The organism is Thermogemmata fonticola (assembly GCF_013694095.1).
In the GTDB taxonomy this organism is placed as follows: Bacteria; Planctomycetota; Planctomycetia; order Gemmatales; family Gemmataceae; genus Thermogemmata; species Thermogemmata fonticola.
This window is the reverse complement of sequence record NZ_JACEFB010000014.1, coordinates 81,134-107,904: the sequence shown is the minus strand read 5'-3', so window position 1 is coordinate 107,904 and position 26,771 is coordinate 81,134. Positions and strand designations below refer to the sequence as shown.

Annotated in this window: 20 protein-coding genes; 5 read left to right on the top strand and 15 right to left on the bottom strand. The window is 60.3% G+C overall.

Annotation, left to right across the window (positions count from 1 at the left end; all coding sequences use genetic code 11):
• Positions 1–344 precede the first annotated feature (344 nt).
• Both H0921_RS15050 and H0921_RS15045 read right to left on the bottom strand, forming a co-directional pair.
• Positions 345–599 (bottom strand): hypothetical protein, encoded by a 255-nt coding sequence (locus H0921_RS15050; RefSeq protein ID WP_194539338.1) that lies wholly within the window; start codon positions 597–599, stop codon positions 345–347.
• A 219-nt stretch (positions 600–818) separates the two neighbouring features.
• Entirely contained in the window at positions 819–1,775 is a 957-nt protein-coding gene (locus H0921_RS15045) for a pseudouridine-5'-phosphate glycosidase (RefSeq protein WP_194539337.1), read from the bottom strand.
• Positions 1,776–1,882: 107 nt separating this feature from the next.
• Here H0921_RS15045 and H0921_RS15040 point away from each other — a divergent pair, with 107 nt between their 5' ends.
• A complete protein-coding gene (locus H0921_RS15040) occupies positions 1,883–3,364 on the top strand; it encodes a rhomboid family intramembrane serine protease (protein ID WP_194539336.1) in 1,482 nt (493 codons plus the stop codon).
• A 95-nt stretch (positions 3,365–3,459) separates the two neighbouring features.
• On the opposite strand, the gene H0921_RS15035 is transcribed toward H0921_RS15040, so the two are convergent.
• Both H0921_RS15035 and H0921_RS15030 read right to left on the bottom strand, forming a co-directional pair.
• A complete protein-coding gene (locus H0921_RS15035) occupies positions 3,460–6,204 on the bottom strand; it encodes an MMPL family transporter (RefSeq protein WP_194539335.1) in 2,745 nt (914 codons plus the stop codon).
• A gap of 393 nt (positions 6,205–6,597) precedes the next feature.
• Positions 6,598–7,680, bottom strand: a complete 1,083-nt coding sequence (locus H0921_RS15030; RefSeq protein WP_228499843.1) for a TIGR03032 family protein — start codon at positions 7,678–7,680, stop codon at positions 6,598–6,600.
• Between the two features lie 272 nt (positions 7,681–7,952).
• Here H0921_RS15030 and H0921_RS15025 point away from each other — a divergent pair, with 272 nt between their 5' ends.
• The 3 genes from H0921_RS15025 to H0921_RS15015 are packed head-to-tail and all read left to right on the top strand — an operon-like array spanning position 7,953 to position 10,949.
• Positions 7,953–8,942 carry a cation diffusion facilitator family transporter gene (locus tag H0921_RS15025; RefSeq protein ID WP_194539333.1) on the top strand — a complete coding sequence of 330 codons (990 nt, stop codon included), beginning with the start codon at positions 7,953–7,955 and terminating at the stop codon, positions 8,940–8,942.
• The gene (locus H0921_RS15020; protein WP_194539332.1) at positions 8,939–9,838 is read left to right on the top strand and encodes a metal ABC transporter permease; all 900 of its coding nucleotides are present in this window, start codon (positions 8,939–8,941) and stop codon (positions 9,836–9,838) included. Before H0921_RS15025 ends, H0921_RS15020 begins: the two co-directional genes overlap by 4 nt.
• A complete protein-coding gene (locus H0921_RS15015; protein ID WP_228499840.1) occupies positions 9,813–10,949 on the top strand; it encodes a metal ABC transporter permease in 1,137 nt (378 codons plus the stop codon). Before H0921_RS15020 ends, H0921_RS15015 begins: the two co-directional genes overlap by 26 nt.
• 103 nt (positions 10,950–11,052) lie before the next feature.
• Here the strand turns inward: H0921_RS15015 and argF are convergent, their stop codons facing one another.
• From argF to argB, 3 genes are all read right to left on the bottom strand, one after another.
• Complete coding sequence (gene argF / locus H0921_RS15010) at positions 11,053–12,045, bottom strand: ornithine carbamoyltransferase (protein ID WP_194539331.1); 993 nt, start codon at positions 12,043–12,045, stop codon at positions 11,053–11,055.
• A 205-nt stretch (positions 12,046–12,250) separates the two neighbouring features.
• Positions 12,251–13,480: an aspartate aminotransferase family protein gene (locus tag H0921_RS15005; RefSeq protein ID WP_194539330.1), complete on the bottom strand. Its 1,230-nt coding sequence runs from the start codon at positions 13,478–13,480 to the stop codon at positions 12,251–12,253.
• 47 nt (positions 13,481–13,527) lie between these two features.
• A complete protein-coding gene (gene argB / locus H0921_RS15000) occupies positions 13,528–14,400 on the bottom strand; it encodes an acetylglutamate kinase (RefSeq protein WP_194539329.1) in 873 nt (290 codons plus the stop codon).
• 513 nt (positions 14,401–14,913) lie between these two features.
• Here argB and H0921_RS14995 point away from each other — a divergent pair.
• The gene (locus tag H0921_RS14995) at positions 14,914–16,506 is read left to right on the top strand and encodes a 2-isopropylmalate synthase (protein ID WP_194539328.1); all 1,593 of its coding nucleotides are present in this window, start codon (positions 14,914–14,916) and stop codon (positions 16,504–16,506) included.
• 77 nt (positions 16,507–16,583) lie between these two features.
• Here the strand turns inward: H0921_RS14995 and H0921_RS14990 are convergent, their stop codons facing one another.
• From H0921_RS14990 to H0921_RS14955, 8 genes are all read right to left on the bottom strand, one after another.
• Entirely contained in the window at positions 16,584–17,336 is a 753-nt protein-coding gene (locus H0921_RS14990) for an HAD-IA family hydrolase (protein WP_194539327.1), read from the bottom strand.
• A 67-nt stretch (positions 17,337–17,403) separates the two neighbouring features.
• Positions 17,404–17,730 carry a hypothetical protein gene (locus H0921_RS14985; RefSeq protein WP_194539326.1) on the bottom strand — a complete coding sequence of 109 codons (327 nt, stop codon included), beginning with the start codon at positions 17,728–17,730 and terminating at the stop codon, positions 17,404–17,406.
• Between the two features lie 116 nt (positions 17,731–17,846).
• Complete coding sequence (locus H0921_RS14980; protein ID WP_194539325.1) at positions 17,847–18,803, bottom strand: hypothetical protein; 957 nt, start codon at positions 18,801–18,803, stop codon at positions 17,847–17,849.
• Positions 18,800–20,800, bottom strand: a complete 2,001-nt coding sequence (locus H0921_RS14975; protein ID WP_194539324.1) for a DUF58 domain-containing protein — start codon at positions 20,798–20,800, stop codon at positions 18,800–18,802. The genes H0921_RS14980 and H0921_RS14975 overlap by 4 nt, the downstream gene beginning before the upstream one ends.
• A 78-nt stretch (positions 20,801–20,878) precedes the next feature.
• On the bottom strand, positions 20,879–21,955 hold the full coding sequence (locus H0921_RS14970) for an AAA family ATPase (protein WP_228499837.1): 1,077 nt from the start codon (positions 21,953–21,955) through the stop codon (positions 20,879–20,881).
• Positions 21,952–23,547, bottom strand: coding sequence for a hypothetical protein (locus tag H0921_RS14965; protein ID WP_194539323.1), 1,596 nt, complete (start codon positions 23,545–23,547; stop codon positions 21,952–21,954). Before H0921_RS14965 ends, H0921_RS14970 begins: the two co-directional genes overlap by 4 nt.
• Complete coding sequence (locus H0921_RS14960) at positions 23,544–24,983, bottom strand: hypothetical protein (protein WP_194539322.1); 1,440 nt, start codon at positions 24,981–24,983, stop codon at positions 23,544–23,546. The genes H0921_RS14965 and H0921_RS14960 overlap by 4 nt, the downstream gene beginning before the upstream one ends.
• Before the next feature lie 449 nt (positions 24,984–25,432).
• Entirely contained in the window at positions 25,433–26,755 is a 1,323-nt protein-coding gene (locus H0921_RS14955) for an O-antigen ligase family protein (RefSeq protein WP_194539321.1), read from the bottom strand.
• Positions 26,756–26,771: the final 16 nt, after the last annotated feature.

Sequence of the window (26,771 nt, the reverse complement as noted above, 5' to 3'; positions counted from 1 at the left end):
GGATAACTACGTCCCACTTTCCCCAAACACTCGAATGATGGAACCACTCGGATGATGGAACCATCCTTCCGATCAAACAATCTATGACTTCGTTTCCCTCGCCGACAGGAAACGAGACTCCGCCTCGGACTAGCGGTTTGAACCGCAACTAACGTTGCCGTAGAATCAGACCGGTGCGAAACCGAACTCAAACACAAAGAAACGGCACTCCGGCGCTCAGCTTCACTGGCGCAGGAATCGGCTGGGCTTTGCCCACGCGGGAAGCTTCTCCTGGAGTCCGCTGGGGTCAGATTTCAGTCAGATTTCAGGCAATAGGGGCAGGGGGTTCAAGGAGCGAGTGCCGATCACTTTTTACCGCTTTTGCGGGCGGGTGTGGACCGGGCACTCTTGGCGTTCCGGGCGGTCCCACTTTTGGCAGCCCCTGACGCCGCTTTGCTGGCCGACTTCTTGGAAGCTGTCGCGGAGGTGCCAGCGCCTGCTGGGGTGCTGCCGTTGTTGCGACCACTCCCTTTGGACTTGCCATCCTTCTTGCCGAAGATCGCCTCATACCCTTCAGCAAATCGCGGGTCTTCCGACATCCCAACACGCACGATACTCACGGCTTCTTACCTCCGGTCCCAAGTGACCATCGATGCAGATTTGACCCCGGTGTGTCTCAGCCAATCCGGGTCTACACAAACTATTCTATGTCCTCACCTGTCCCTGCTTCCTGCACATCATTCACTGTATCAATGTAACACAATGTTTTGCAAGGGTGAAGGGTCCGGTGGACGCAGCGAGCAGTTGTTCCGATGTGTGGCGAGAAGCTCGACGGGGTTTCAGAGCGGCGATTCTGGCGAAGCTGCTGGCCAAGGTGCCATAATCTCAGCGGCCAATTGAGCGGCGAGTCGCGCGTTAGCCTGAAGCAGGACACGATTAGCGAGCAAGGTGCGCCCGCCACTCAGTTCGGCCAGCCGGCGCAAGACAAAGGGCGTCCGAGCTGCTCCCTGCTGGCCACTCTGATGGGCTTCCCTCTCCGCCTGTTCGAGCCAACGTTCGCATTCTGGCGCTGGAATGGCTGCCTCCTCCGGACATGGCTGCACCAGCAAGAGTCCGCTTCCCGCGAATCGGCGATGGGCCGTCCAGAGAGCGGAAACTTCCGCCAGAGTATCGACGCGACAAGAGACAGGCAAACCTGCATCGGACACGTAGAAAGCTGGGAAACGGTCGGTCTGCCACCCCACCACAGGAATGCTCAGGCTTTCCAACAATTCCCAAGTGCTGGGCAGATCGAGCAGGTTTTTGGCTCCGCTGCACACCACGATCATAGGAAAGCGAGTCAAAGCGAACAGGTCAGCCGAGACGTCCAGGGAGGGGGAGGCAGTGTCGATCCGGCGATGGACCCCGCCGATGCCCCCTGTGGCCAGCACGTTCAAACCCACGGCAGAAGCCAGGGCCAAAGCAGCAGAGACCGTTGTGGCCGCTGTCTGGCCCACCGCGATCGAGGCAGCAAGGTCACGCCAAGCAGCTTTGCGCACCCCCACAGCACTTTGCAACTGTTGTAACTGATCATCTTCCAATCCCACCCACGGTATGCCACCCAGCACTGCGGTGATGGCTGGAGTCGCTCCGGCTGCTCGGATCGCTGTCAGGACTTCTCGCGCTGCCTCCTCCCGCTGAGGAGACGGCAAACCCTGGACGAACACCGAAGATTCCAGAGCCACTACAGGCTGTCGGGCGGCCAATGCCGCGCGCACATTCGCCCCGATCTGCACTCTCTCCCTAGCCGGAGCCATACACCCCTCTCATCTCTTTCTCTGGGCTGGGATGGCATTCTTCCCTTGGATGGGAAGTGCATCTGCCGTAATCGACGTTTCCACCTTCCAGGATGATAATGCGCTTCATGACCCCAGCAGAACATCGAGACCCGTCTCGCCCTGCGTCTCCTGCCGAGCCGAGCGCAGAAACGCTGCTGCGTGCAATCGCCCAGCAGGGGGATGAACCCTGGTTCCCCTCGACCTATGCAGCCAGCACGGGGATTGCACGGGATGCCTTGGATGGCCCGTTGACTGACCTGCGCCTGGCGGGGTTGATTGAGGTCGTCACGTGGGTCAAAGGTCGCGGCCAGGGGTACCGAGTCACCGAAGCGGGGCGACGAGCCTTGCGCGGGGCACAGGTGAAACCCCCGGAAACCTCTCCTCCACCTTCGCTCGATAGCATTCCTCTTAACCAGCGTCCGCTCCTGGTCATTTGGCTGCTCGCCGCAGTCTGTATCTTGGTCTTTCTAACTGGTCTAGTTCTGGCCGCGTGGAACGGCTTGTCGATCCGTGATTATCTCACAGGGCAGGATGTGGCCACCGTTCACCGTCTGGGAGCCGTGCGCGGCTGGGATTTGGTACACGGACAATGGTATCGCCTTCTCACGGCGAACTTCACCCATTTTGGACTACTCCATCTCCTAGCGAACCTTCTGGCCCTGATTTTATTGGGAGCAGAGGGCGAAACGGTATATGGACGCTGGCGGCTGCTGTGGTTGTTTCTGTTCAGTGGCGTAGGCGGGGTGGTTGTCGCCGTGGCGATAACACCGGAGGTGGTCCTGGCGGGGGCCTCGGCTGCCCTCTGGGGCTTGCTCTCGGCTCTAGCTGTCTGGCTTTTGACCTACCGCTCGCAATTGCCAGAGCTGCTTTTTCAGCGCGCTTTATTCCGCCTCGGCAGTATCGTTTTGCTCAATCTGCTGCTCGGTTTGGTGCCGGGAATCAGTTGGTCGGGGCATCTCGGCGGCGCTCTCTGGGGTGCGCTGGGGGCAGCGTGGCTGTTGACGGAGCGGCAGAGCCAACATCCAAGGATTCGTTGGTTTCTCCGAGGTGGCATTGGCGTACTCACTCTGCTGCCGCTTTTAGGACTTTTCCTTGTTATGAACTGGTCCGCCGATTGGACAGCGATGCGTCAGCGTTACCATCTCGAACAGGAACGCCGCCGCCTGCAGGAAGCTCAGGAGCAATTCAACCACGAGGTCGTGCCGCGACTCCGCCGGATTAGCCCTTCCCAACTCGAAGCGATCGAGCGAGCTGCCGTCCTTCAGTTGCTCCGGCCCGCCAGCCGCCGGGACAGCGCCACCCTCGCTCACCTGCGAGAACAAATCCAGCAGCACCTCCAGGATGCCGAACAGATCATCGCCTGGCTCGATGGCCCACCCACGGGGCATGCCGCTTTTGACTTGTATCGGCAGCAGGTCCAGCACTACGCCGCCACGGTTCAGCACGCTCTCCATCTTCTCACACTGATGCTGGATCATCCGGACATTCCCTCGGAAACCACCTGGCACCATTGGGGCCAAACACGGCGGCAATTGGAAACCCTGTGGCTGTCGTTCCAACCGCCATGACATCATGGCCACACAACATCCGGGATTAAAGCGGGGAAGTGAACGCGATTCGGTGAGACAGTTCCCTCGTCCGGTGCCAGAGTTCCAATGGCTGTTCATGAGGCGGTACGACTGCCGCCCGCTTGGACCGGAAGCGAAAGGGCACGCTGGAACAAGCGGCGGAACACCGCGAAGGTACGCAACAGTCCCAGCCTTCGCCCGTGGGGAAACTTTTGACTTTCTTGCAACAGGGCCGGGAGCAGAACCACCGCGGTTAGCAAGCACCAGGCCACGCCCAAGGACATAACGATGCCGAGACTAGCCATACCACGATGGCGAGCCAGAGCCAAGGCTGCGAAGCCGATCAGAGTCGTTAGTCCCGCCACGATAATCCCGCGCGCCACGGACCGTCCGAGTTGCCAGGGCTGGCTTTTATCGTGTCGGTGCAAGTAGTCATGGAGCACATGTACGCCGTTATCCAAACCGATGCCCAGCAGTAAGGGCAAAGCCACCAAGTTGGCAGGATTCCAGTCCACTCCGCACCACCCCATCGTACCCGCCGTTAGCAGCAGGCCCGCCGTTAAGGGTAGCAGGGCGGCTAGCCAAGCCCACCCGCGGCGCAGGTCCAGCCAGAGGATGAAAGCCACTACTGCCAGGGCATACACGCAAGCCCAGGCAAACCCCCGCTGCATCTGGCGCAATCCTTCATAAGTGCGAAACGTCTTGCCGGTGGCTTGAGGGTCCACAGTGGCCACGGCCTGAATGAAGCGTTCCAGTGCAGCATACTCCCACAAATCCTCGCGTGCAAACGCTCGCACTAAGAATGCTCCATCCTGACTGACATACCGTTCCCGTAGGGCCACAGGAATGTCGGCCTGCGTCACCGCGACGGGGTGGCTCATTTCTCGCAACTGCCGCAAACCTGTAAACAATTCAGCGCTCAACCAGCGATCGAGGTCACGCAAGCGTTGGGACGCTTCTGGGGCTTCCCGTACTCTCTGGGCAAACCGGCGGGCCGCCTCCTGCAATTCGGTTCTTCCAGCCGCTAACGCTGCTACCTGTTCCGCCAGGCGGACCACACGCTCCGCCTCCACGGCCACAGCGGGAAGGGGTGGCACCTCCGGCAACCGTTGCAGTCGCTGGTGGATTTCCTGAAGCAACGGCAGTTTTCGCTCCTGCTCGCCCGGAAGCAGTGAGGCCACTTCCACCACGTGGTTGACCTCCGGTATCGCCCGGTATCGTTGGGCCAAGTCCGCCGCCTCCTCTCGACTCTCTGCAATACTCAAAGCATCCCAGGTCATCCCGGCAGCGTGAGTGTTTAGATGCTGTTGCCAATAAACTGATTCCAGATTCCTGGCTTGCAGATGAAGGAGGTTGTGGTCATAGTGGATTTTCCCGATTCCAACTCCTGCTAAGACGAGCAATATCGCTGCCAGAGGCAGAACCAGTCGAGGAATGGTCAATTGGGCGGGCTGCTCCTGTCTTACATCGCGTGAAGTTGTTCTCTGCGACCATCGTTCGCTAATCACGAGCAGGGCGGGGAGGACCGTGCAGCAACTGAGGGCACAGAACAACACGCCGCAACCGGCAATCCATCCCAACTCGGCGACCGCTTGAAAATCCACCGCCAGCAATGCCCCGAAGGCTGTTCCCGTCGTCAACGCCGCAGTGACAATGCTCGGACCTGCCATTCGGCCGGCATACTCGATCGCGGCCAGAGGGGCCAAACCCTGCTGCCGTCCTTCATCGTAACGGGCCACCCACAAAACCCCGTAATCTCCGACACCGATCATCATCACTGCAAAGGCCGCCGACAGGATATTCAAATGTCCCACTGTCCAGGTGGCCCAGCCCAAAGCCCAGATTGTACCAATAACCAAGGTCAGTACCGTCAAAAGCGGATACCGTAGTCCGCGGTACACCCAAGCATACAGCGCGATCACCCCCAGCAAGGCGATCAACGTCGCTCTCCGGGCATCCTGATCCGCCTGAGTCATCTCGTCGCTTTCCAGCACCGGCAATCCCGTCAGACCCAAGGTCAGATCGGGATAATCGGCTTGCACTTCATCCAGAAGGGCACGCAGGGTGACAACCGCCTGGCGAGACTCTTGGGGCGATGCATCCGCTCCCACCAGGCGACATAGCAGCACCGTTGTTGTTCCATCTGGCGTTTGCAGGTACTGCGGTTGTTGGAGCGCCTCGGACCACGACTCCTGCTGATGCTGCTGGTGGGGGGTCCATTGCCAAGGTGGGGGTCCGCTCTCTGCGTGCAACCGGGCGCTGCCAGCCCGTAACAGCGCCGGCAACTGAGCGAGCAAAAGCGCATCCATTTTGGAAGGAGAATCGCTGACGAGCGCTGCTGCCGCCCGGCTCAAGAGTGTCTGGATGGATAGCATCCGCCACCCCCATCTTCCCTGTTCCCCCAGAAGCGGCTCCAGGTGTCGTATGCTTTCCCACAACTGTTCCAGTTCCGGCACGCTCAGATAGAGCAGCGCTCGGTACTGCAACGGCCGCAAGTCCACGCGATAAAACACCCGGTCGAACAGTTCTGGTCGGGCTGTCAGGCGTGCTGCCACGGCATCCGCAGCTTCCTTTTGACGGGCGGGGTTGGCCCCCGTGATGACGATCACAGCATCTTCGTCCGCACCGAAGCGTTGAATGTACTGGAGCCAGCGCTTCTGGCAGGGGTTGTCGGCGCTGAGGAGGGCATCCCGTTGGGGAAAGTATTTCAACTGCCAGCAGGCTGCCCCCAGTGCTGCCGTCACGGTCAGGAGTGTCGCCATCAGAGTCCACACGGGTCGCCGTGCCGCCGTCACCGCCATTGCCACCAGCCACCGCTCATATCGCCGCATCACCGCCATGTCTAATCCTCAGCGCTAGCCCTGCCCGCCTTCCGGAACAACTCCTCTCGCTCCGCCACCCCTGATCTATCCACTGGCCGCCTTCCCTCTCTGCCGCTCCATCCCAGGCGGGCATACAACAGGCGGACATTTCATAAGGCATCCGTCGAATCTGGACAAGACCATCAGGTGTTCTCGATTTGGCTGCCGATTTGGGGAAGGGAAACTAACCTCCCTGAGAGCTGAGTTCTGCATGATGAACTTCTGCCTGACGCTCTACGGCCTGATGATCTGATGAGGATTGCTTTCCAGAGCGTAAGAGATCAGCAGGGGGCCTCGGTCCGTGCAGTTCGAGCAGGTAGAGGAGGGATAGGTGAGGACAGACCCGCGAGGGCGAGTCCAGGACACGGTTCTTCAGCGTTGGGTAGTGCCGGGGTGAGGAGCAATCCAGCACACAGGGGCACGATCTTCTTCAGCATGAGGACCAGATAAAGCCAGGCGGCGTAGGGGCACGACCTGGACATCGTAGATTTCCTCAACGCCGCTCCGAAGCATGAAGGTGGCCACGGTACGGCCGGTACGCCATTCGATCACACCCACGCCACAGACGAGTTCATCATGCCGCTCCCCAATCGGCAATCCGCCAAAGATGTTGGTTTCGCGGATTCTGGACAAACCCACAAAGGCATAGGGACCGTGAAAGGCCAAGCCACGTGTGTATCCCGGCACCGCCGCGACTCCTTGCACCTGACCCCGCGTCACATCCACCAGGGACAAATGCCCCCAGCCGGAGTTGAGCACCCACAACTGCCCGCCATACAAGCGCGGGGAGTGCGGCATGGATAACCCTTCGACCACGACTTGTCCGCTCGGCACTTCCAAAAGGCAGCCGCCTTGCACCTTGTTGGCCCGCCAGCCTTCTTTTTCATTGCAGCGTCCCAAGACAGTCACGAAACGGGGCTGCTGCCCATCTGTAGCCAAGCCGTTGAGGTGGCACCGATCTTCCGGCACTAGGTCACTGACAAAGGGGGGACGCCACCGCGGCACGAAGTGGTACTGGGCTTCCAAGGTACATAAACACGAAAAGAGGGTGTTGACTACCCACAATTGGCCGCCACACCACGCCAGATCATGGCATCGGATCGGGCCTGTGTAATGGGCCTGGCGTGCCAGAAATCCCCCGTCGTATCCCTCCAAGAGTCCCCGGTCCGCCGGTTGAGCTGCGAGAAACCACACCGCCTGGCGTGTCCCCACCGCCAGCATCCGCGGACTGACGGCCAGTCCCATCGGCTGCTCGAAGGTGTGAAACTGCACGTCCAGCTTTCCATCCCGTTCGCCGAGGACTAGCACCTTCCCTGCCTGATAGGTGGACACTAACAGAGAAATACCCAACTGTCCAAGCAAGTCAGGGAAATCCTGAGAGTGTTGGTACTGCACCAGCCGTGTGCTGGAACCTGCCGCTGCCGGTTCCGATCGGGGAGCAGCCTCCATCGTCATCGTCATGCTCCGTGGAGTGATACCGAGGAAAAAACAGCGATCCCCTTTCTGCACTGGACCATAATCTAGCACATCGGCGCTTGGAAGGGGAACGCGACTTTGACTGCGTGCCAACTCCGGGCTAGTTGCTGTCCCGTCTCTTCGTGTGCATTCTGAGAACAGCATCAGAGGGGGCATTCCGAAAGGAAAGGTGAGCCGTTGGGACCCCAGAACGCCCGCTTGAGCCTCCTGGAACACATCGTTTCTGTACCACAATTGCTACAATCAAGGGCATGGCAGACAATCGCGAACCGGTACAGGTACGGTGGCCTTTGGTGCTGTCCATCGGAGCAGCGGTGCTGACTTTGGCTTTGAAAGCAGGCGCGGCGTGGTGGACCGGCTCGGTGGGATTACTCACGGATGCTCTGGAAAGCCTGGTGAACCTGACGGCAGCCGCCACGGCGTATATCGTGGTGTGGTATGCGGCCCGACCGGCAGACCGAACCCATGCCTTCGGCCACGAGAAGATCGAGTATTTCTCCAGCGGTCTGGAAGGGGTCCTCATTGGCGTGGCGGGCATTGGAACCGCCGCTTATGCTTTGCAACGCTGGTGGCAACCGGTCCCGTTGCAGGGATTAGAAACTGGAACGATTATCGGAGCTATCGCCGCGGCGATCAACTGGCTGGTCGCACGAGTACTGCTCCAAGAGGCCCGACGCATCGGCTCGATCGTCCTGGAAGCGGATGGACGGCATCTCATGAGTGATGTCTGGACATCTGCGGCTGTACTGGCCGGCCTGCTCCTGGTTTTGTGGACCGGCTGGACCTGGATCGATTCCTTGCTCGCTTTGGGTGTCAGTCTAAATATCATTTGGACCGGGAGTGAATTGGTGGTGCGTTCCTTTCACGGTCTGATGGACCGGGCATTACCTGAAGCGGAACAGGAGCGGATTCGGGAGGTTCTCCGCCAGCAACTGGGCGACCGCGAAGCCACGTTCCACATGCTGCGGACCCGGCGTGCTGGCCAACGCCGCTTCGTCGAGTTCCACCTGCTGCTTCCCGGAGCCACGCCGATACGCGCGGGGCATCAATTGGTCCACAGCCTGGAAGAAGCCCTGCGCCGCGAGTTCCCCGGCACGGAAGTGATGGTCCATCTGGAACCGATTGAAGAGTCCTGTTCCTGGGAAAAGGAAGAGTTGGCCCGGCTGGGAGAAGTGACAGAGCCAAACTCGACGAAGGGTCAGCCGAAGCCAACAGGGATGGCAGAAAGGACAAGGAAATGACGGAGTGGTGGTCGCCGGGATTGGAGACGGTCATGGCAGGCACCGCTCTGCTCGCAGCGAGTGCGGGTGTGACCGGAAGTTTTGCAGTCTTGCGCCGGCAGAGCTTGCAGGGAGATGTCGTAGCTCATGCTGCCTTGGCTGGCGTAGCCGCTGCCTTTCTCCTTGGGATTCGCGGCCCTCTGGGGTTGCTCCTGGGCGGCGCCGTGGCGGGCTGGATCACCTTGGCCCTCGCGAGCCGCCTGCACCACCACACCCGCCTGCCGTTGGATGCCGTGCAAGGAGGAATTATGGCGGTGGCTTTCGGCTTGGGTCTGGCCTTGCTCAAACACATCCTGACTCACGTGCCGGATGCTGGACGCCACCCTTTGGATCGATACCTCCTCGGCCAAGCAGCCCAGCTCCGCGATGCTGACGTGCAGATCATCGCCGCCGTGACTATTCTGAGCATGCTGGTAGTGGCGGCTTTCTGGCCGCAGTGGAAGCTGCTGGCTTTTGATCCGGAGTATGCCGCAGGATTGGGACTGCCCGTGCGCCTCCTCGAACTGGGTCTGACGACCCTAACGGTGACTGTAGTGGTCATCGGTTTGAAGGCCGTGGGGGTTGTCCTGATGACGGCTTTGCTGGTCGCCCCGGCTGTAGCGGCCCGCCAATGGACCGACCGTCTCGGAATCATGGTCTTGCTGGCCGGCCTCTTCGGTGCCCTCTCTGGTATTCTGGGTACCCTCCTGGCTCACTATCTTGGGCGGCATGTCAGCGTCCCTACAGGGCCGACAATCGTGCTGTGCGCCAGCGGGTGGGTGATCGTATCACTCCTGGCTGCCTGGGTTCGGCAGGAGTCTCGCCGTTGGGTAGCGACTCGCAGGAGTCATCATGCTGGAGCTGAAACTGGCCCCTGAACTGGAACTGGCCTGCGTGCTTGCGGTGGCAGCGGCGGCCTGTGCCTTGCCCGGCGTGTTCCTGGTCCTGCGCCGCATGGCCTTGGTCTCGGATGCCATCGGCCACACTTTGCTCTTCGGCATCGTTGTCGCCTTTTTCGTGGTAGGCGATTTGGACTCTCCGTTTCTGCTGCTAGGTGCGGCTTTGACCGGGTTGGCCACGGTCGTGCTGGTGGAAAGCTTGCAGCGCCACCGGCGGATGAAGGCGGATGCAGCCATTGGGCTGGTCTTCCCTTTTCTCTTTGCATTAGCTGTCGCCCTGGTCTCACTCGGCGCCCGCAACATTCACCTCGACGTGGACGCCGTGCTGGTCGGTCAGCCAGAATATGCTTTGCTCCCCCGCTGGCATTGGAGAGGAATAGCTATTCCGCCTGTAGCAGTCCTGGGTGGTGTCGTTGTCCTCAACCTTTTGCTTTGCCTGCTGTTTTACAAGGAATTGAAACTCACGACGTTTGATCCGGAACTGGCGCGCGTACTGGGCTATTCGCCGGCCCTGGTGCATTATGGCCTGATGGCGGTGGTCTCGGTCACAGCCGTAGCCGTCTTTGATGCGGTTGGGCCAGTGCTGGTGGTGGGGTACTTTGTTCTGCCGGCGGCCACCGGATTGTTACTCTCCCAACGCCTGTCGGGCGTCCTAGTCTGGTCCGTGGGAGTCGGCGTTATCGGTTCGATCCTCGGAACGCTGGCCGCGGCCCGCTGGAACACCAACGCTGCTGGTAGCGTGGCAGCAGCTTTGGGATTGCTTCTGGTGCTGGCATTTCTACTTTCACCCTATCGTGGCTGGCTCGTCCAACTCTGGCGCCGAAGGCACCAACGGCAAACCCTGGAAGAAATCCTGCTCCTCGTCCATCTCTATCAGCATGAGGGCACAGCCGCCGAAGCGACCGAAGCAGCCGTTGCGGACCTCCACCAGCACTTGGATTGGCCAGACGAGCGCGTGGCTCAAGTCATCGCACGAACCTTGTCCCGAGGTTATGTTCAACAGGACGGCAACTTGCTGCGACTCACCCCAGAAGGCCGCCAACAGGCCCAACAGGTCTACGGCAACATCCGCGGCCTCCCCGAAAACTGATGGGACGGCGGTTTCCCTTCGAGCAGAAATGCCAGGGCCGGCTGGATCGCCGGATAAAACGAAAAGCGTAACGCTGGTAAGCCGATCCTTACCGTGACGTGGCCTACCTTTCGGAGAAAGCATCCGATGTTGCTGGCGCAGATGAAGCAGAAACGCCAGGCGTGCTGGAGAGTGGAGGGAAATTGGTGCTAAAGAGCCACTCCAGGAGGGCTTTTTGCGTGTGCAGGCGGTTAGCTGCTTGCTGGAATACTGCGCTGGCTGGGCCATCGATGACTTCATCGGTGACCTCTTCCCCGCGGTGAGCCGGCAAACAGTGCAGAAAGCGACAATGGGGCGGCGCTGCGGCCAACAACGCCGCATTGACCTGGTAGGGAGCAAACCGCTGCAGCCGTATGTCTCGCTCCGCTTCCTGACCCATACTGGTCCAGACATCAGTATAGATGACATCCGCTTGACACACAGCCGCTTTCGGATCGCTCACTTCGAGAGGCAGCTCGGTCGAGACCTTGGCGCGGTACAATGCCTGGAAATGCTCGTCAAAGCCGTAGCCGGGCGGACAGCTCAGTATGAAGCGGATGCCTAGCTTGCCGCAACCGACCGCCAGGGAGCGCGCCACATTGTTCCCATCACCCACGAAGACGACAGTTCGTCCCTGTTCTGTGCCGAATAATTCCCGGATGGTCAGCAAATCCGCCAAGGCCTGACAGGGATGAGCCTTGTCTGACAAGGCATTGATCAAGGGAATCGTAGCATGGGCCGCCAAACCCGTCAGCGTCTCGTGATGATACACCCGCAGGACCAGCGCATCGACATACTGGCTGATGGTGCGGGCGAAGTCGGCCAAGGATTCACGCCACCCCAGTCCGACCTCGTTGCCGGGCAGATACAGGCTGGTGCCGCCGAGCTGGGCGATGCCGCTTTCAAAACTGACCCGCGTCCGCAACGACGGCTTCTCGAAAATCAACCCGATGATCCGCCCCTGCAGACTCCGCCGCGGAATCCCCCGCTCCTGGGCAGCCTTGATCCGCTCCGACTCCGCCAGCAGATGCAGCAACTCTTCCCGGCTTAGATCGATCAGATTGAGAAAATGCCTCATGGCGCGTCTTTCCCTCGGGCGAATCGTGGCCCTGGATTGGAATCAACGGATAACAGATAGTACCTCCGGCGACTCTTTCCCTAACGGATGATCCGTTTGTGTCCCGCCAGAATGCCCGCAGATCGGCGTGCTGGCCGGTAGCAGAGCGCGAGCAGGAATGGTCCACGGCGGCTGGTTGCCTTCCTGTCGCTGGCCTGAGAACCCCTCAACTCTCCAGAGAGGTGAGCACCTCTGCGAGAATATCGCAGCCTTGATCGATTTCCGCATCGCTGATGGTCAAAGCCGGCAGCAGACGCAGAATGGTCCGTTGGGTGCAGTTGATGAGCAGTCGCCGTTGCAGGCAGGCGTGGACAATCGGTTCCCCCTCGGTGTGCAACTCGATACCGATCATAGCTCCGCAGATGCGCAGGTCGCTGATGAGAGGCGCACGCTGGCGCAGGGCTTCCAGACGTTGGCGGAAGCGTTCCCCGATGGCAGTAGCCCGGGCGAGCAAGCCCTGCTGCTCGATCGTCTCCACCGTCGCCAAGGCCGCGCGAGCCGCGAGCGGATTGCCTCCAAAGGTGGCGGCATGGGTGCCTGGTTGGAGTTTCTCGGCGACCTCCGCTCGTGCGATCATTCCCCCCATGGCCACACCGCCTGCCAGGGCTTTGGCCAAGGTGACGATGTCCGGCGTAATTTTCCAGTGCTGGAAGGCATACCAGCGACCGGTACGCCCCATACCTGATTGCACCTCGTCCAGGATCAACAGCAGGCCGTGGCGGTCGCACACCTGCCGCAATCCTTCCAGGAAACCGGCAGGGGGTATCTGAATTCCCCCTTCTCCCTGAATCGGTTCGACCAGGATGGCGCACGTTTCGTTATCGACTAGTCGAGCGATCGCCTCCAGGTCGCCGTAGGGGGCATAACGGAAGCCCGGCAGGAGTGGTTCGAAACCCGCATGGTACTTCGGTTGACCCGTTGCTGTCAGAGCACCATAAGTCCGGCCGTGGAAGCTTCCCGTGCAGGAAATGATCTTGTATCGCCCGTGAGGATGGCCGTAGAGCCGAGCCAATTTGATGGCCGCTTCGTTGGCCTCCGCCCCGCTGTTGCAGAAAAAGCAGCGGGCATCGAACCCCAGGCGTTCCACCAAGGCTTGTCCCAGCAGCGCTTGGGGCACGGTATACCAGGTGTTGGGCACATGGATCAGTTCCGCCACCTGAGCTTGCACAGCCTCGACCACCCGCGGCGGACAGTGTCCCAGCAAACCGCACCCCCATCCCGGAAAGAGATCGAGATAGCGGTTCCCCTCCGCGTCCCAAACCCAGGAGCCTTCACCGCGCACCAGACATACGGGAAAGCGCTTGTAATTGGGGGTCAGGTAGCGCTGAGCCAGTTCCATAACCTGGGCGGTGGAGAGGGAAGCGAGAGCAGAACTGGAATGAGTTATCGTATTCATGGCTGTGGTGTTGCTGGAGGTTGGGAATGGGTGGAGACAGAGAAGTTTCATCGCCGCAGGCGCGTGCCGGCTGACTTATGGAGAAATAGTTCCAGTAAGGCGAAGGGCCGGCGGCCATCCAGAATCACTGCTGTGGCGGCTCCCGCCTCCAGAGCCTGAAGGCAGGCTTCCACCTTGGGAATCATCCCCCCGTGGATCACTCCTTGGTCCATCAGCGCTTGCGCTTCCGCTGCCGTCAGTTCGGGGATCACACTGGCGGCATCCGTCGGATGTCGCAACACGCCAGGGGTGTCGGTGAGAAAGACGGCTCGCGTAACAGCTAACGCCCCAGCGAGAGAGGCCGCTACCGTATCGGCGTTGACATTGAGCCAACCTAACGGACTAGCCGCGTAAGCCGCCAAGGACGGAAATATCGGGACTTGACCTTGCTCAATACACACCCGGATGGCAGCCTGATTGACACGGGCCACTGTGCCCACCCAACCCAGGTCCACGGCTGATCCATCTTCTGACTTCCAAGACAACAACTCCCCCTCTAGGGGAAACGGCTGGAGGTCCAAGGCCGACAGGGCTGCCACGCCCAGTTGTTGAAGCTGGCGGGTCAAATCGCGATTGATCTGTTGCAGGACGCGAACCACAATCGCCAGTGTCTCGGTATCGGTGTAGCGCCGGCCTGCGATTTTGCGCGGGGTCAAGCCGGCTTGCTGCATCGCCCGGTCGATTGCTTTTCCCCCTCCGTGCAGAAGGAGAAGGGGAAATCGCAACTGATGCAATACCGCCACACCGCGCAAACATCGTTCCGCGGCAGCCGGATCATCCAAGGCACTGCCACCCAGTTTGATCATCAGGATGCCGTCTCGCTGGCGAACCAGGTGTTCCACAGCCTCGGCCAGCGCCGCCGCAGTCAAACCCTCAGGCATCGACTTCGTGCTGCCCCGTGTTCACATTAGTATCGAATCAACATCGGAAAATTTCATGCTAGGCAACGTGGCCGGATACGTCAATCCCCAGAGGCGGAAGCCGGAACCCGCGTCCCTTTTCCAATACCAGACTTTCACGTCGGTTCATGGAGGGATTGTCGGCTTCCGCTCTTTTGCTCACTGATTTATCACTGGGCTGGAGAGCGTATAGTGTAGGAAGTAGATAGGCTCCTCGTTGATTTCCGCCAGTATTATGCGTAAAGTGACTTACGAAGCGAGAGGAACAGCGATGCGGACGGCAGGGCAACGACGCGGTGAGGACCTGCATCTGCTCCGGTGCGGCCGGGGTGGGTTTGCGGTGCAAACGGCCTGAGCACGTCCAGCACACACCCCACGGCCCCGGCGCACGGCCTTCTGTGTCCGGGGCCGCACTTGTTCTCAACCGCTGATGGAGGAAGTTCGAGTTCTCGCCCTTGGCCTGCCCTTAACTCTACTACCCTGTGAGGTGTCACCATGGCGCCACCGTCGGACCCCAATCGTGTGTTGATCTTCGACACCACCCTTCGGGATGGCGAACAAAGTCCCGGTTGCAGCATGAATCTCAGTGAAAAGATGGAGATGGCGAAGGCCTTGGCGGAGCTAGGAGTGGACATCATTGAGGCCGGCTTCCCCATCGCTTCGCCGGGAGATTTCGAGAGCGTCCGGGCGATTGCCCAAGAGGTCCACGGACCGATCATTTGTGCCCTAGCCCGCTGCAATCCAGTGGACATCGACCGGGCCGCAGAGGCTTTGCGCGGTTGTCCCCGGCCCCGCATTCACGTCTTTCTGGCCACCAGTGCCATCCACCGCGAATTCAAACTCCGCATGACCCCTCAGGAAGTGATCCAACGCGCCGTTGATGGCGTCCGCCGTGCCCGCGACTACTGCGAGGACGTGGAGTTCTCACCTGAAGACGCCGCCCGTACCGAATTGGACTTTCTGGCAGAGGTCGTGGAACGAGCCATCGAAGCGGGAGCCACGACGCTCAATATCCCCGACACCGTGGGTTACGCTGTCCCAGAACATTATGCTGCCATCATTCGCCATCTGCGTACCACTGTGCGCGGTATTGACCGCTGTGTACTATCGGTCCATTGCCATAACGATCTAGGGCTAGCCGTCGCCAACAGCTTGGCAGCACTGCGTGAAGGTGCCCGGCAGGTGGAATGCACCATCAACGGCATCGGCGAGCGTGCCGGGAACGCCGCTTTGGAAGAAATTGTTATGGCCCTGCGGACCCGCCGCGATTTCTTTGGCCTGACCACCGGTATCAACACGCGCTTGCTTTACCCCACCAGTCGTAAGCTATCCCACATCACCGGCATGCACGTGCAGCGCAACAAAGCCATCGTGGGCCAGAATGCTTTTGCGCACGAAGCCGGTATCCACCAGGACGGCATGCTCAAGGAACGCAGCACTTACGAGATCATGCGCCCCGAAGACGTGGGTATCCCCCGGACCGAACTGGTCTTGGGCAAACATAGCGGACGCCATGCCCTCAAGCAGCGGGTCGCCGATCTGGGCTATCACCTCACCGACGAGCAGCTCAACCGCGTCTTCGAGGAATTCAAACGCTTGGCCGATCTGAAAAAGGAAATCTACGATTCGGACATCGAAGCGCTCGCGGAAAATCAGTTGCAGACTGGCACCTCCGCTACCTGGACCCTCGTCGGCTTTACCAGCACGGCGGGAACCGGCTCGCAAACCTCCGCTGCGGTCGCCCTGCGCCACAAGGACGGTACGATCCACCGCGACGCCGCAGTTGGCAACGGACCGATTGATGCCCTCTTCAAAGCTATCAATCGCATCACACAAACACCCGTCAAAGTCGTGGATTATCGCGTCCGGGCTGTCAGTCAGGACATCGATGCCCAAGGGGAAGCCTACGTGGAGATCGAACACGACGGCAAGCGCTCCCGCGCCCGCGCTGTAAGCGTGGATGTGGTGGAAGCCAGCGCACTGGCTTATCTGGAAGTCGTCAACCGTGTGCTCGCCCGCGAACTGCGCAGCCGGCTCAAGCCCACCGACCATATTCCGACAGATGTGACCCCGGCCCCCACCCCCTGACCTTCCGTGAGCTTCCTTCGCGCCAGTCCGAATTGCGGGGGTCGCTCTTGCATCTGGAGCCAACGGCAGCCTACGACTCAAGCCCCGACAATCGCCAGAAGTTGACTCAACCGGGAGATCGTAACCACCTCCGCCGCGGCACATTCATCTCCCACCAACTGGAACTGCGAGCGAAGCGGAAAGGCCGCCTCATTCTTCTTCTGAGGCTGATACCAGACGGCTTGCAACCCCGCCGCCTGGGCCGCTTGATAGTCCATAACCAGGTCATCCCCCACATAAAGCACCTGGGACGACGGATAACCTGCCTGGCATGCCACCGCACTGAAAAAGACAGCCGACGGCTTGCGATAGCCCACCTCTGCGCTGATCACCAGCCGCTCCTGCAAACCGGCGAGATCCGGAAAACCCGCCACCACCGACCGCAAGCGAGCATCATAATTCGAGGCGATCCCGCAGCTCAGCCCGCGTCCTTGCAATGCATCTAGCACCATCGCCGCTTCATCCGCCAGTCGCCAAGCCTGGGGATGCGCAAAGTGCTCGAACAACTCCTGGAAAATGGCTTCCGCCTGTTCAGCATCGGCCGACGGCAGACAAGCCTGGACAATGGCCCGCCACCGCGACACCTCACGGGCTGCATCCACCTTCCAACCCCGCTGCCGGTCCACCTCCTCCTGTTCCGCAAAGGCTCGCCTGAGACGCTGGCGGACCTCGGCTACTGATACTTCGATCCCATGCGCTCGGCCCACAGCCGCATACACCTCTTCTGCCGGAGGGTGGGGGAACAGGAGCGTGCCAACCGCATCGAAATAAACCGCCTGAATCCTCGCCATGATTCCAGAGTGTGTTGGGAGGCCCTGAGACTGTCTGAGCGCTTCGGGACCTAGCGGTTTGTAGGAGCTAGCCCACGGCCTGACGCCGCGCTGCATCCTGACGGGGAAGAATCGCGACAGGCGGAGGCGAAATCGCAGCCAAGGACGTCCCTGGAAGGGAAGAACGACGGGCGGCTGCGGGCGGAACAGAGGTCTGCAATACCACCCGCAGGGCCAAGGCGGATTTGAGCAAGTGAATCCCTCCGCGAAAGATGATAAACCCTACGCCGGCTGCCGGAACCGCCTCGAATACTCGCTGATCCAGCAGTAACAACAGGGACAGACCAAAAACCAGCATTCCACCCGCCAGCAACAACCAACCCGTAATTTCTCGCAGCATCAGCAGCAGTCGCATGGTGGATTCTCCCTTGCCTCAGACACGGCGGATCACCCCCGCGATCGTTCCGCCCTCCGTCTCATCGGAAGCAGACTCATCACGCACTCTCCCGAAGACCCCAGCCAACGGCAAGCTTATTCTGTGGCTTCGGGAGTGAGGCTTTCTCTCTTCAGGCGGCTCACCCTGCCCTGGAATGCCGCCGCCCGCCGCCACTCGCGGTGCAACTGCTCCCAGGCTTGTTCCTGGAGCAACATAGCTGCTTCATCTCGGTTCAATCGGCGATAGCGCAGCAGCCAAAGAAGGCAGTAAGATACCACCACCACCCCCGCCACCACCGCCGTCAGCACCATCAACCGGCTCAACCACCCCGGCAGCGCTTCCGCCGTCAGAGACGAACGATCGAGGTTCCAGGCCACCGGCGGATCATAGCCGGGCATGAGGATGACAGACTCGGCCGTCAACCATAGAAGCCAAGCAGCGGCTACACCGAGCACCGCCTGCCTCAAGCAACGAAACCATTCACCGGGCGGTACAATCTCCGCCGGCCGCCGCCAGCGCACCACTTCCCCTTCACGAGCTTGGGGCTGAATGGCCACCTCCTGCATCAGACTTACGTAACGCCAGTGACAACTGGCATACACGACCACTGCCAGAACGGCGAAGATCAGGTCGATTTCCAGGGTCGATTCTAGGGGGACAACCGGAGTTCGCTTGATTGGGCTGCCAATGGGAAAGTAACTGAACCAACAGGCCAATAGCAAAACACCCGACACTGCTCCACCCCAGCGCCATATCCATCCCGCTAATCCCAGGATCGGAAAAAGCAAGCTCCATTCGCCGGCGGACTCTAGAAAGTAAACTGTGACCGTGAATAGTGCCGCCGCGCTGGTAGCCAGATACATCAACCCAGCGGAATGAGTCCGGAGCGACGCCCACATTTCGGGAGTCGAGAGCGGCCGACAAGGACAAGTCTCCTCCGACAGGGGAATAGCAAGCACCGGTGACTGTCCGCCGTTTTCGGCCCGCCCTTCCCACCGCACACGCGGTCTCTCTGGAGCGGATGATACGGCTGCTTGTTGCTGAGGGTTCATCGCCGGCTCCGGTATCCTCGCAGTCGGTCCAACCGTTCCAATACTACTGGCAACGGGTCGTCAGCATCGAGGCGCAAGACCGCAGCGCCCACCGCCACCAACTGCCGCCGCATCTGCTGGAAGGCTCGCTCATAGTCGCGCTGCGCCAGCCGCTGCTGAATCGCCTCGGTGGACGAGAGAGGTGCTAGCTTCGCCACTGGAACTAATGAGCGTCGGCCCGACATGCCCCGGCTTGAGGAAGAGGGCGTTTGCGGTCCGGGAACAATCACCAATACATGATGGTGACGGGCGCGCGCCACGCGGCAGGCAGTGATCAGCGGCGTCAGTGCACCGCTATAACGAGCCAGGTCCGCCAGAATCACGTACAATTCGTTGTCCCGCGCTTGCCCCACGGCGCGGAGCAGAGCTTGGGCCAAAACGGTGATTTTCTCTGGTTCCTGATACTGCTGTTGCTGGGGCAAATCATACCAGGGAACAATCACCGGCACTTGATGCTCTTGGAGGAATCGACGGAGGGCCGTCAGAAAGGCCTCATCCTCATGCATCAGTCGTTCAATCGAAGCGGGACCAGTACCTTGTTGGAAGGCCAGAAGGGCGGCTAATTGTTTGCGCCGTGTCACGCGCCGCCGGCCGCTCCCTAGTAGGTCGTAGCTACCGTACAGCAGCCAGAAGGTGCTAGCAAACACGAATGGACCGAGTGACGACACCAGAACACTAAGCAGGAAAACGACGAGATGAGTCGTCCAGTGGGAGCCGGGAAAAGACCGAAAATACCAACGGGTAAAGGCCGCGGCCAATTCCAGACATGTGAAGCGCCAGGCCGGCACCAGGATCAGGAGCAGCAGATTGGCCACCATGATCAGCGGTATCAGCCACCCCCAGCGGCGATCCAACAATGGCCGCCATAAACGTGAAAGTGGCATGCCATTGCAAGGCGGCTGAAGCAACTCCGGGTATAGATATTGCGCGCGCAGGCCGACCTGGCGAGTCAGGTCCGCCAATGTTCGGCTTTGCGATCGGGCGGGTCGTGCGGCCATCTGGGCCAGACTTTGCAAAAAGCGCAGCAGATGTTGCCGGGTGCGCGCGGGAGGCAGCACTTCCACTCCGCGAGCATCGAAACAGACCAGACCAACCAGATCACGATGACTCGCTGCTGCCTGGCCTAGTATGGCTGCGGCTTCGGCCAGCCGTTCCACACCTCGTTCTCCCGCCTCTCCCAATCGCATCTGTTCCGCACCATCCACAAATAGCAGGCAGCGCACCGGCACATCGCTCTCGAATTCCTTGGTGATCAACTGCTCCCGGCGGGCTGACACTTTCCAGGCTACCATCTTGGGAGGATCGCCCGGCTGATAGTCCCGCAAGTCCAGCAGTTCGCTGCCCGTGCCTGGCCGCCGCCAACGGTGCATACCCGGAGGAGGGAGCAAGTTGAAGGGTTTGATGGCACGTTGCCGTCCCTCCTCATCGGTCAGCAGGGGCAGGACCCACCATTGCCGCGCCTCCCGTAGCATCCAGCGGTGCTGAAAAAACCCCTGCCCGTCGGCGGCAATCACCTGCACTCCTTCACATCGCACGCTCCCCAACGCCACTGCTCGCCGTTGGTATCGCAACACGACACTCTGACCTGCTTCCAAGCGTATCCCCCATCGGGTGGATCCTCCGCACAACTCCGTTCCGGGCGCGAACACATCCTCGACCAGCAGAAATGCAGGCGACCACCGGCTTCGGTTGGTCACGGTCAGCTCCACAGTGAAGGGGATCTGGGTCCATAAGGTCTTTACAGGCCGTCCCCCTTGCCAGAGCCGCCGTTCCACTTGCAACCGGCCGCGCAATCCTTCCACAAGGAGGGCAAAATACAACCATTGGCCCCCAAACAGCACTAGCAGCGCTAGGGCTGTCCAGAGGGGAAACAGAGAGGCTTCACTCCCCAGAAGCGTGGCGACAACGGTCCAGACCACGATCAGGATCAGCCAGCGATATCCGCGTGTCGTTAACATGATGGGATGGTTCGGACCCCTGCCGTTAGACTTATCGAATCGGAATAAGAGCTGCCTCCGTCTGCCTCGACCGGTCTGTCAAGTAGACTCCAGCACTGGTACCGTATCGAGCAATTCCTGGAGCACATCCGTTGTTTGCCGGCCTTCAATCTCGGCTTCCGGACGCAAGATGAGCCGATGGCTTAGCACAGGATAAACCACCGCTTGCACATCCTCGTGGGTGACAAAGTGGCGCCCGCAAAGGACCGCCCGCGCTCGAGCACAGCGCAGCAGATTGAGAGCCGCGCGCGGACTCGCTCCCAACGCCACCTCGGCATGTCGTCGGCTCGCCTCTGCCAACTGCACAATATACACGTAGATTGTTTCGGCCACATGTACGCTCGACAACTGACTCTGCAGTGACAGAATCATCTCCGGCGTACAGAGTGGCTCCACTTCCGGCACAGGCCGGCTGTGCAATCGCAGCAATTCCACTTCCTGCTCAAAGCCGGGATAACCCATCTCGATCCGCAAGAGAAAACGATCAAGCTGGGCCTCGGGCAGGCGGTACACACCTTCCTGTTCCACCGGATTCTGCGTGGCAATCACCAGGAAGGGAACCGGCAACGGAATCGATTGGCCATCCACCGTCACCTGATATTCTTGCATTGCTTCCAGCAGAGCCGCTTGGGTCTTGGCTGGAGCACGGTTGATCTCGTCGGCCAGCAGCACCTGCGTGAAGATCGGGCCTTTCCGCAGCACAAACTCATTGCGATTGCGATCGAAGATGGAAGTGCCGGTAATGTCGGAGGGAAGCAAATCGGGCGTGAATTGCACCCGTTGATACTGGCAGCCCAAAAGACGGGCGAACACCTTGGAAAGGGTGGTTTTGGCCACACCAGGTACGCCTTCTAAAAGCACATGTCCGCCTGCCAGCAAAGCGATGAGCAACTGAGCCGTCACTTCCTCGACTCCCACGACAACCCGGCCCACCTCCCGGTTCATCTGGCGCCGCAATTCCTGGGCCTGTTGAGCTAGTTCTCTGGCCAGCTTCTCGGCATCCGGCGTCGCAGCACCATCGGAGCTGGTGGATGTCGGAGGCGGTCCTGGCTGTCCGTCATGGCTACCGGACAGAGCGGCGTGCGGAGATGAACTGCTGCCAGGCATTGCTGTCATGCTCGGCCTTCCTCTGCTGGGGTCAGACGCCACAAACCATCCCGCTGGGCTTGCATAAGTTCCTCCAGTACCCTTTCCCACTGCGGCCACTGCTGCAAGGTCAAGTGCGGGGTTGGCTCACGGGCGTAACGCCACAGGGTCTGAAGTTGTCGCCGCCATTTTTCGGCCTGGGGCACCTGCAATACCACCACAATCGGCGGTACGGGAGTCGAAGCAGGATCACCAGCGCCCGTTTGGATAAAGAAATCACGCAACACGCGACGTATCGCTTCGGACCACTCCGGCTCCGACATAGCTGGCGATCGCCGCTGAAACCAACCCCTTCGGGGCTGCTGGCTGGACTGTTGGCCTGTCCGGGCCAGAAACGACTGAGAGGAACGGCTCTGTTGGACTCCCCGCCACAACAACCCCAGTGCTCCCGCTAGTGCCAGGATAGCGATTAGCTTGAGCAAAGCTGTCCAGCGGGCCTGCCGCTGCACGGGGAACTCCGGCGAACCGAGGAGCACGGTGTTGGGCAAATCCCGCTCCTGCGCTGTCTGGATCGCCCGGTTCCCCAGCTCAGTCAGCTTCTTTTGAAGGGCCCAGAAATCTGGGAAGCCCGAAGGAGGCGGAGGAGGTAGTGGCGGCACGGGTGGCACAGGCGCTGAAAGCAAAGCTTGCAGCACCTCCCGACTCGACACCCGACTGCCGTTAACATACAGGCGGTACCAGCGGCGCGGCGGCGACCCACGCAGACAGACTGCCACCCGTCTCGCCAATTCCCAGTTGTCCGTCCCCGCTTCTATCAACATCTGATTGATAAACACACTGTGATCAGCCAGAGCCAAGATGGTGGCGGCGGGGACACCGGGTGCAGTTCGGCTCCATTGTCCCCCCGCAGCAAATATCGCAGATGCTGGCAAAGGCAGGTCCTTTCCTCCAACTTCGTCGTGCAGATAGCTCCCCTGGGGAAAGCGGGCTAATGGCTGCAAAGGACCCCGCTTCGGATCGAGCAACAGATAGCCGCTGACATTGCAACTGACGCGGTGCAAAGCCTGCATCAACTGCTCCGGTTCTGAGTCACGCCTGGGACCCCCACCTTCAGGTACCGCCCCATGCCACCGCAACTCTTCTTGGGGCACAAGATACAAACATGAAGGCCGGTTTCGGTGGATCATGCGCGCATCGTCACACCGAACTTCGCCCCCTTGAAACCGCAGTCCTAACTCCGTCAGATCAAGTTCTCCATCCGTGGCGATCAGGATACCGCCGCCGCCCCGCAAGACCTGGAGCAACTCATCTCGACGCTGGTCACCTTGCCGGACCAAATAGCGCAGGTCACGGCCTAGATGGATGACCACCGCTTCGGCCCCAGCCACCTTGGCTTCATCTTCCCACAATTGCAAACCGTGAAGGTGCAATACGGCGGACCACAATTCGACCCCGGCGCCCGAGACGGCAATTCCAGGCAAAGGCGGCGGCTCTTGACCTCGTGTCTCGATCAAACCCATCAGGAGCAAGATTAGCACGCCCAGGCATACCCCAGGACGCAGGAGCTTTCTGAGAGGCGGGAATACCTTTCCACGACGGAAGGTGTCAGGTGGCGTAGTCATGTCGGCGATACCCCGGCCCATGAACATAAGATACGCCGTCCCTGCATCCAGACCTCCGGCGGCAATTTTCTGGCTTCTGGAGCATAGCGGGCCAGTTCATACAAGCGTGCCAACTCTTCGATTTGCTCCTTCTGTAAAACGGCTTTCTGGTGCAAAACCCGAGCAATGGTGGCATGCGTCCAGTGTCGTGCCTCCGGTCCCAAGAGTTGTACGCTCCACCACTCGAAAGCCCGCACCAGTTCTTCCGGGGTCTGAATCTGCCGGGGATCGACCAGTTGTTGACCCTGGAGCAGCGGTGGCCGATGCGGCCAGGATAACCAAGCGAAGCGACGCTGCCGTTGCCTGATGATCAGTGCGGCAATCGCTCCTCCGAGAATAACAAGGATTGCTAAGAACCACCAGCTTTGCCGGGGCAGGGCGGGCCAGTCCCATCCGCCAGAGGATAGGCTCCCCCACGATCCTCCCCCACTACCCTGACGTCCCCAACGCAGGGACGAACTCCACCGCGGCCACCGCCACTGGGGCCAGCGCCAGCGTCGTCCCTCCGTGCCACCTTCGGCGGAAGCTCCTTCACTTCTGTTATCCCCCGTCCCCCTTTGGCCATGCCCGATTTCCGGCATCTGTTCTCGCAGAACCTCCCAGACGCTACGGCCGGAGGAATCCCGCAGGTCCCAAGCCATTCCCCCCTCTTCCATCATTTGCAATAACAGATTCCGTAGTTCCGGCGTATTATCCATAGGTCCGATATAGCGTTCCCACAATTCCCGGAAGGCGTCCCAGGAGCGGTGGCGGGGGTCGTGGGGGGACGGTAGGGCTGTGTTCTGACCTTGGGGCGTCGGCGGGGCGCTTTGCGGTGGCGTACCAAGAGGGCGATCAGGAGGAACTAACGGGGAATCCGTGGACAGGGGCGGCTGCATTAGCTTGGATGGATCCAACGGAGGGAGCCAATTCCGCGGAGGCAATGGCGGCACCTCCTTCCCTTCCTGAGATAGGCGACGCTGGATTCCCTCCAGGAAGCGCCGCCAGCGCTCCTCATCCATGTGCAACAATTCCAGCCACCGCTTCTGTTCCTCCGGCGTGGCAACTCCCATCTGCCGCAAATGCTCGCTCAGCAGGTTCTGCCACTGCTGTTCCAGAGGAGATGCCACCGGCGGTACCCCTTTCCCCCCCTGTCGCAACCGCTCCCGGAGCTGCGCCACATCCAAGGCCGGGACCCAAAGATCATGTTCCGCGCTACCGGGGGCAGGGACGCCGGCAAGAGGCAAGGGCTGTTCCACGTCGATATTCAGCCCCAGTGTACCAGACCAACCGATGACCAGCCCGTCAGAATATCGCAGCGCTTTCTGTCCTCCATCTTCCCTCACCGGACACGCCATAACCCAACTCGAACAATAGAGGGCAGCGGCCAAATACACTCCCACGCTGACCATCCTCATGACTTGAACCCACCCCTTCCCACTGGGCATCACCGGCCACCATCTCTTGAGAACAGCCAGACCTGCGAATGGAACGTCCTTCCCCCGCACCTGAGCATTTGTTCCACCGGACTGTCTCATACGCAACAATCTCATGAGACGATTGCCTTTCCCGCCGTAATTATCACGCTAGGCACAATCGGCCACCCTTCCGTTCCCCCTTCCACCCCCATACACCACTCGCTTGGCAGACTCTATACACACCGCTCACTTGGCCGATACCTCTTATTCCTTGATGGTATTGTCCCGCATTTTCCTTCAGCGAGCAAGCCATGCCTCTGGAGCCCGACGATTCCTCCAGACGCAACCTTCCCCCAGCCAGCGACCCGTCGAAGCGGTCCGGTTCCTGGAACTGAGGCGAAAACCCAAGGCTGCCTGGCCTCCCCTCGATGGGGGAACTGAAGATAGAGCTAGACTCCGCTTGAGGCGGTCATAGGGAAGGCAGATTCCACCTCCGTCATGCTCTCTGTTTCCGAGTTTCCATCGTCGGGAATGGCCTCCGTTTCGCTTTCCCACCGCTCCCACTCCTGGAGGTACGGTTCGGCCAGATATTGCAAGCGTTGTTCGACCACGTGCCGAGCGAGAATCAGAAAGCCGGCGTACCACAGCCAGGTGTAACGATACAGGTTATGGCCAAATATGCCTAACAAGAGGAGCAACAGCACCGACATGCCAATGGCCCGCGCAAGGGTTAGCGGAAGCCAATCCCGCAGGAAGGGATAGTCTTGTCCCACTCGTCGAAGCCATCGGATATTGCTACGGTAGGCCGCGAGCAAACCGACAAAGGCTAGCAGACCCACGGTTCCCAATTCTCCTACGAGCTGTCCGTAGAGGTTATGGGATTCCAGCTTGCTGCCCGTTGCAGGCCGCCAGGCTCCGGGTCCCACCCCCGTTAGCGGGTAAGTCTGCCACAGCGCCAAACCCGTGAAGAACCCTTCGATACGCCCCTGTCCCGATTCCTGGGCATTTTTCGGACCGGCATTCGGATCGATGATCGTCAGGAAGCGGTTTTGCAGCGACTCCGGCAAAGTCAGAAAGGCAGGGGGGGCCACGAGAATGGCCACGAGCAGTAGGCGGAGCCGCTGCCGACTTCGGCTGATGAGCAGAGCACCCCAAGCCAAAAGGCCCAGAAATGCCGAGCGGGAACCAGTCAGGAGGATACATAGAACCGATAGTGCCCCATACGCCAGGCACGCCGCCCGACCCCAACGTCCCCCAATGCGGCTCTGCCACAAAGCCCAAGCCAGCGGCAGGGCCACCACCAGGCTCGCCCCGAACGTGTTCGGGTCCCCCATCGTTTGATCCACTCCAATCATCCGAGCGATCCCCATGCGGTAGGTATGCCGGCCCCCCAGATATTCCCGCAGGGAATGCAACTGATACAGCCCCATCACCAACACAAACCCCACCACCAGCCGGCGCAATCCCGCTTCATCCTGGACGGTGGTGGTCAAGAGCAGGAAAAACACCAGGATTTTGAACCAATCTTCCACCACCGGTTGGCTCCGCTCACTCCAGGGACTCAACAACCAAGCCAGCAGGACAGCCGCTGCCAACCCCGCCACTCCCCCCTGAAGCGCGTTGCCCAACCATCGTTTGTGCGCATAGACCACCCAGACTCCCAGCGTGAAGAGCATGTACAGCCGCTCGAGGTGGATTTCCCCCAGCCATGGCCAGACCTCGAACGGCCGGTCGATGAACAAAAACATATAGCCAATCAGCAACCAATGCATGATTCCCTTCCTTAGC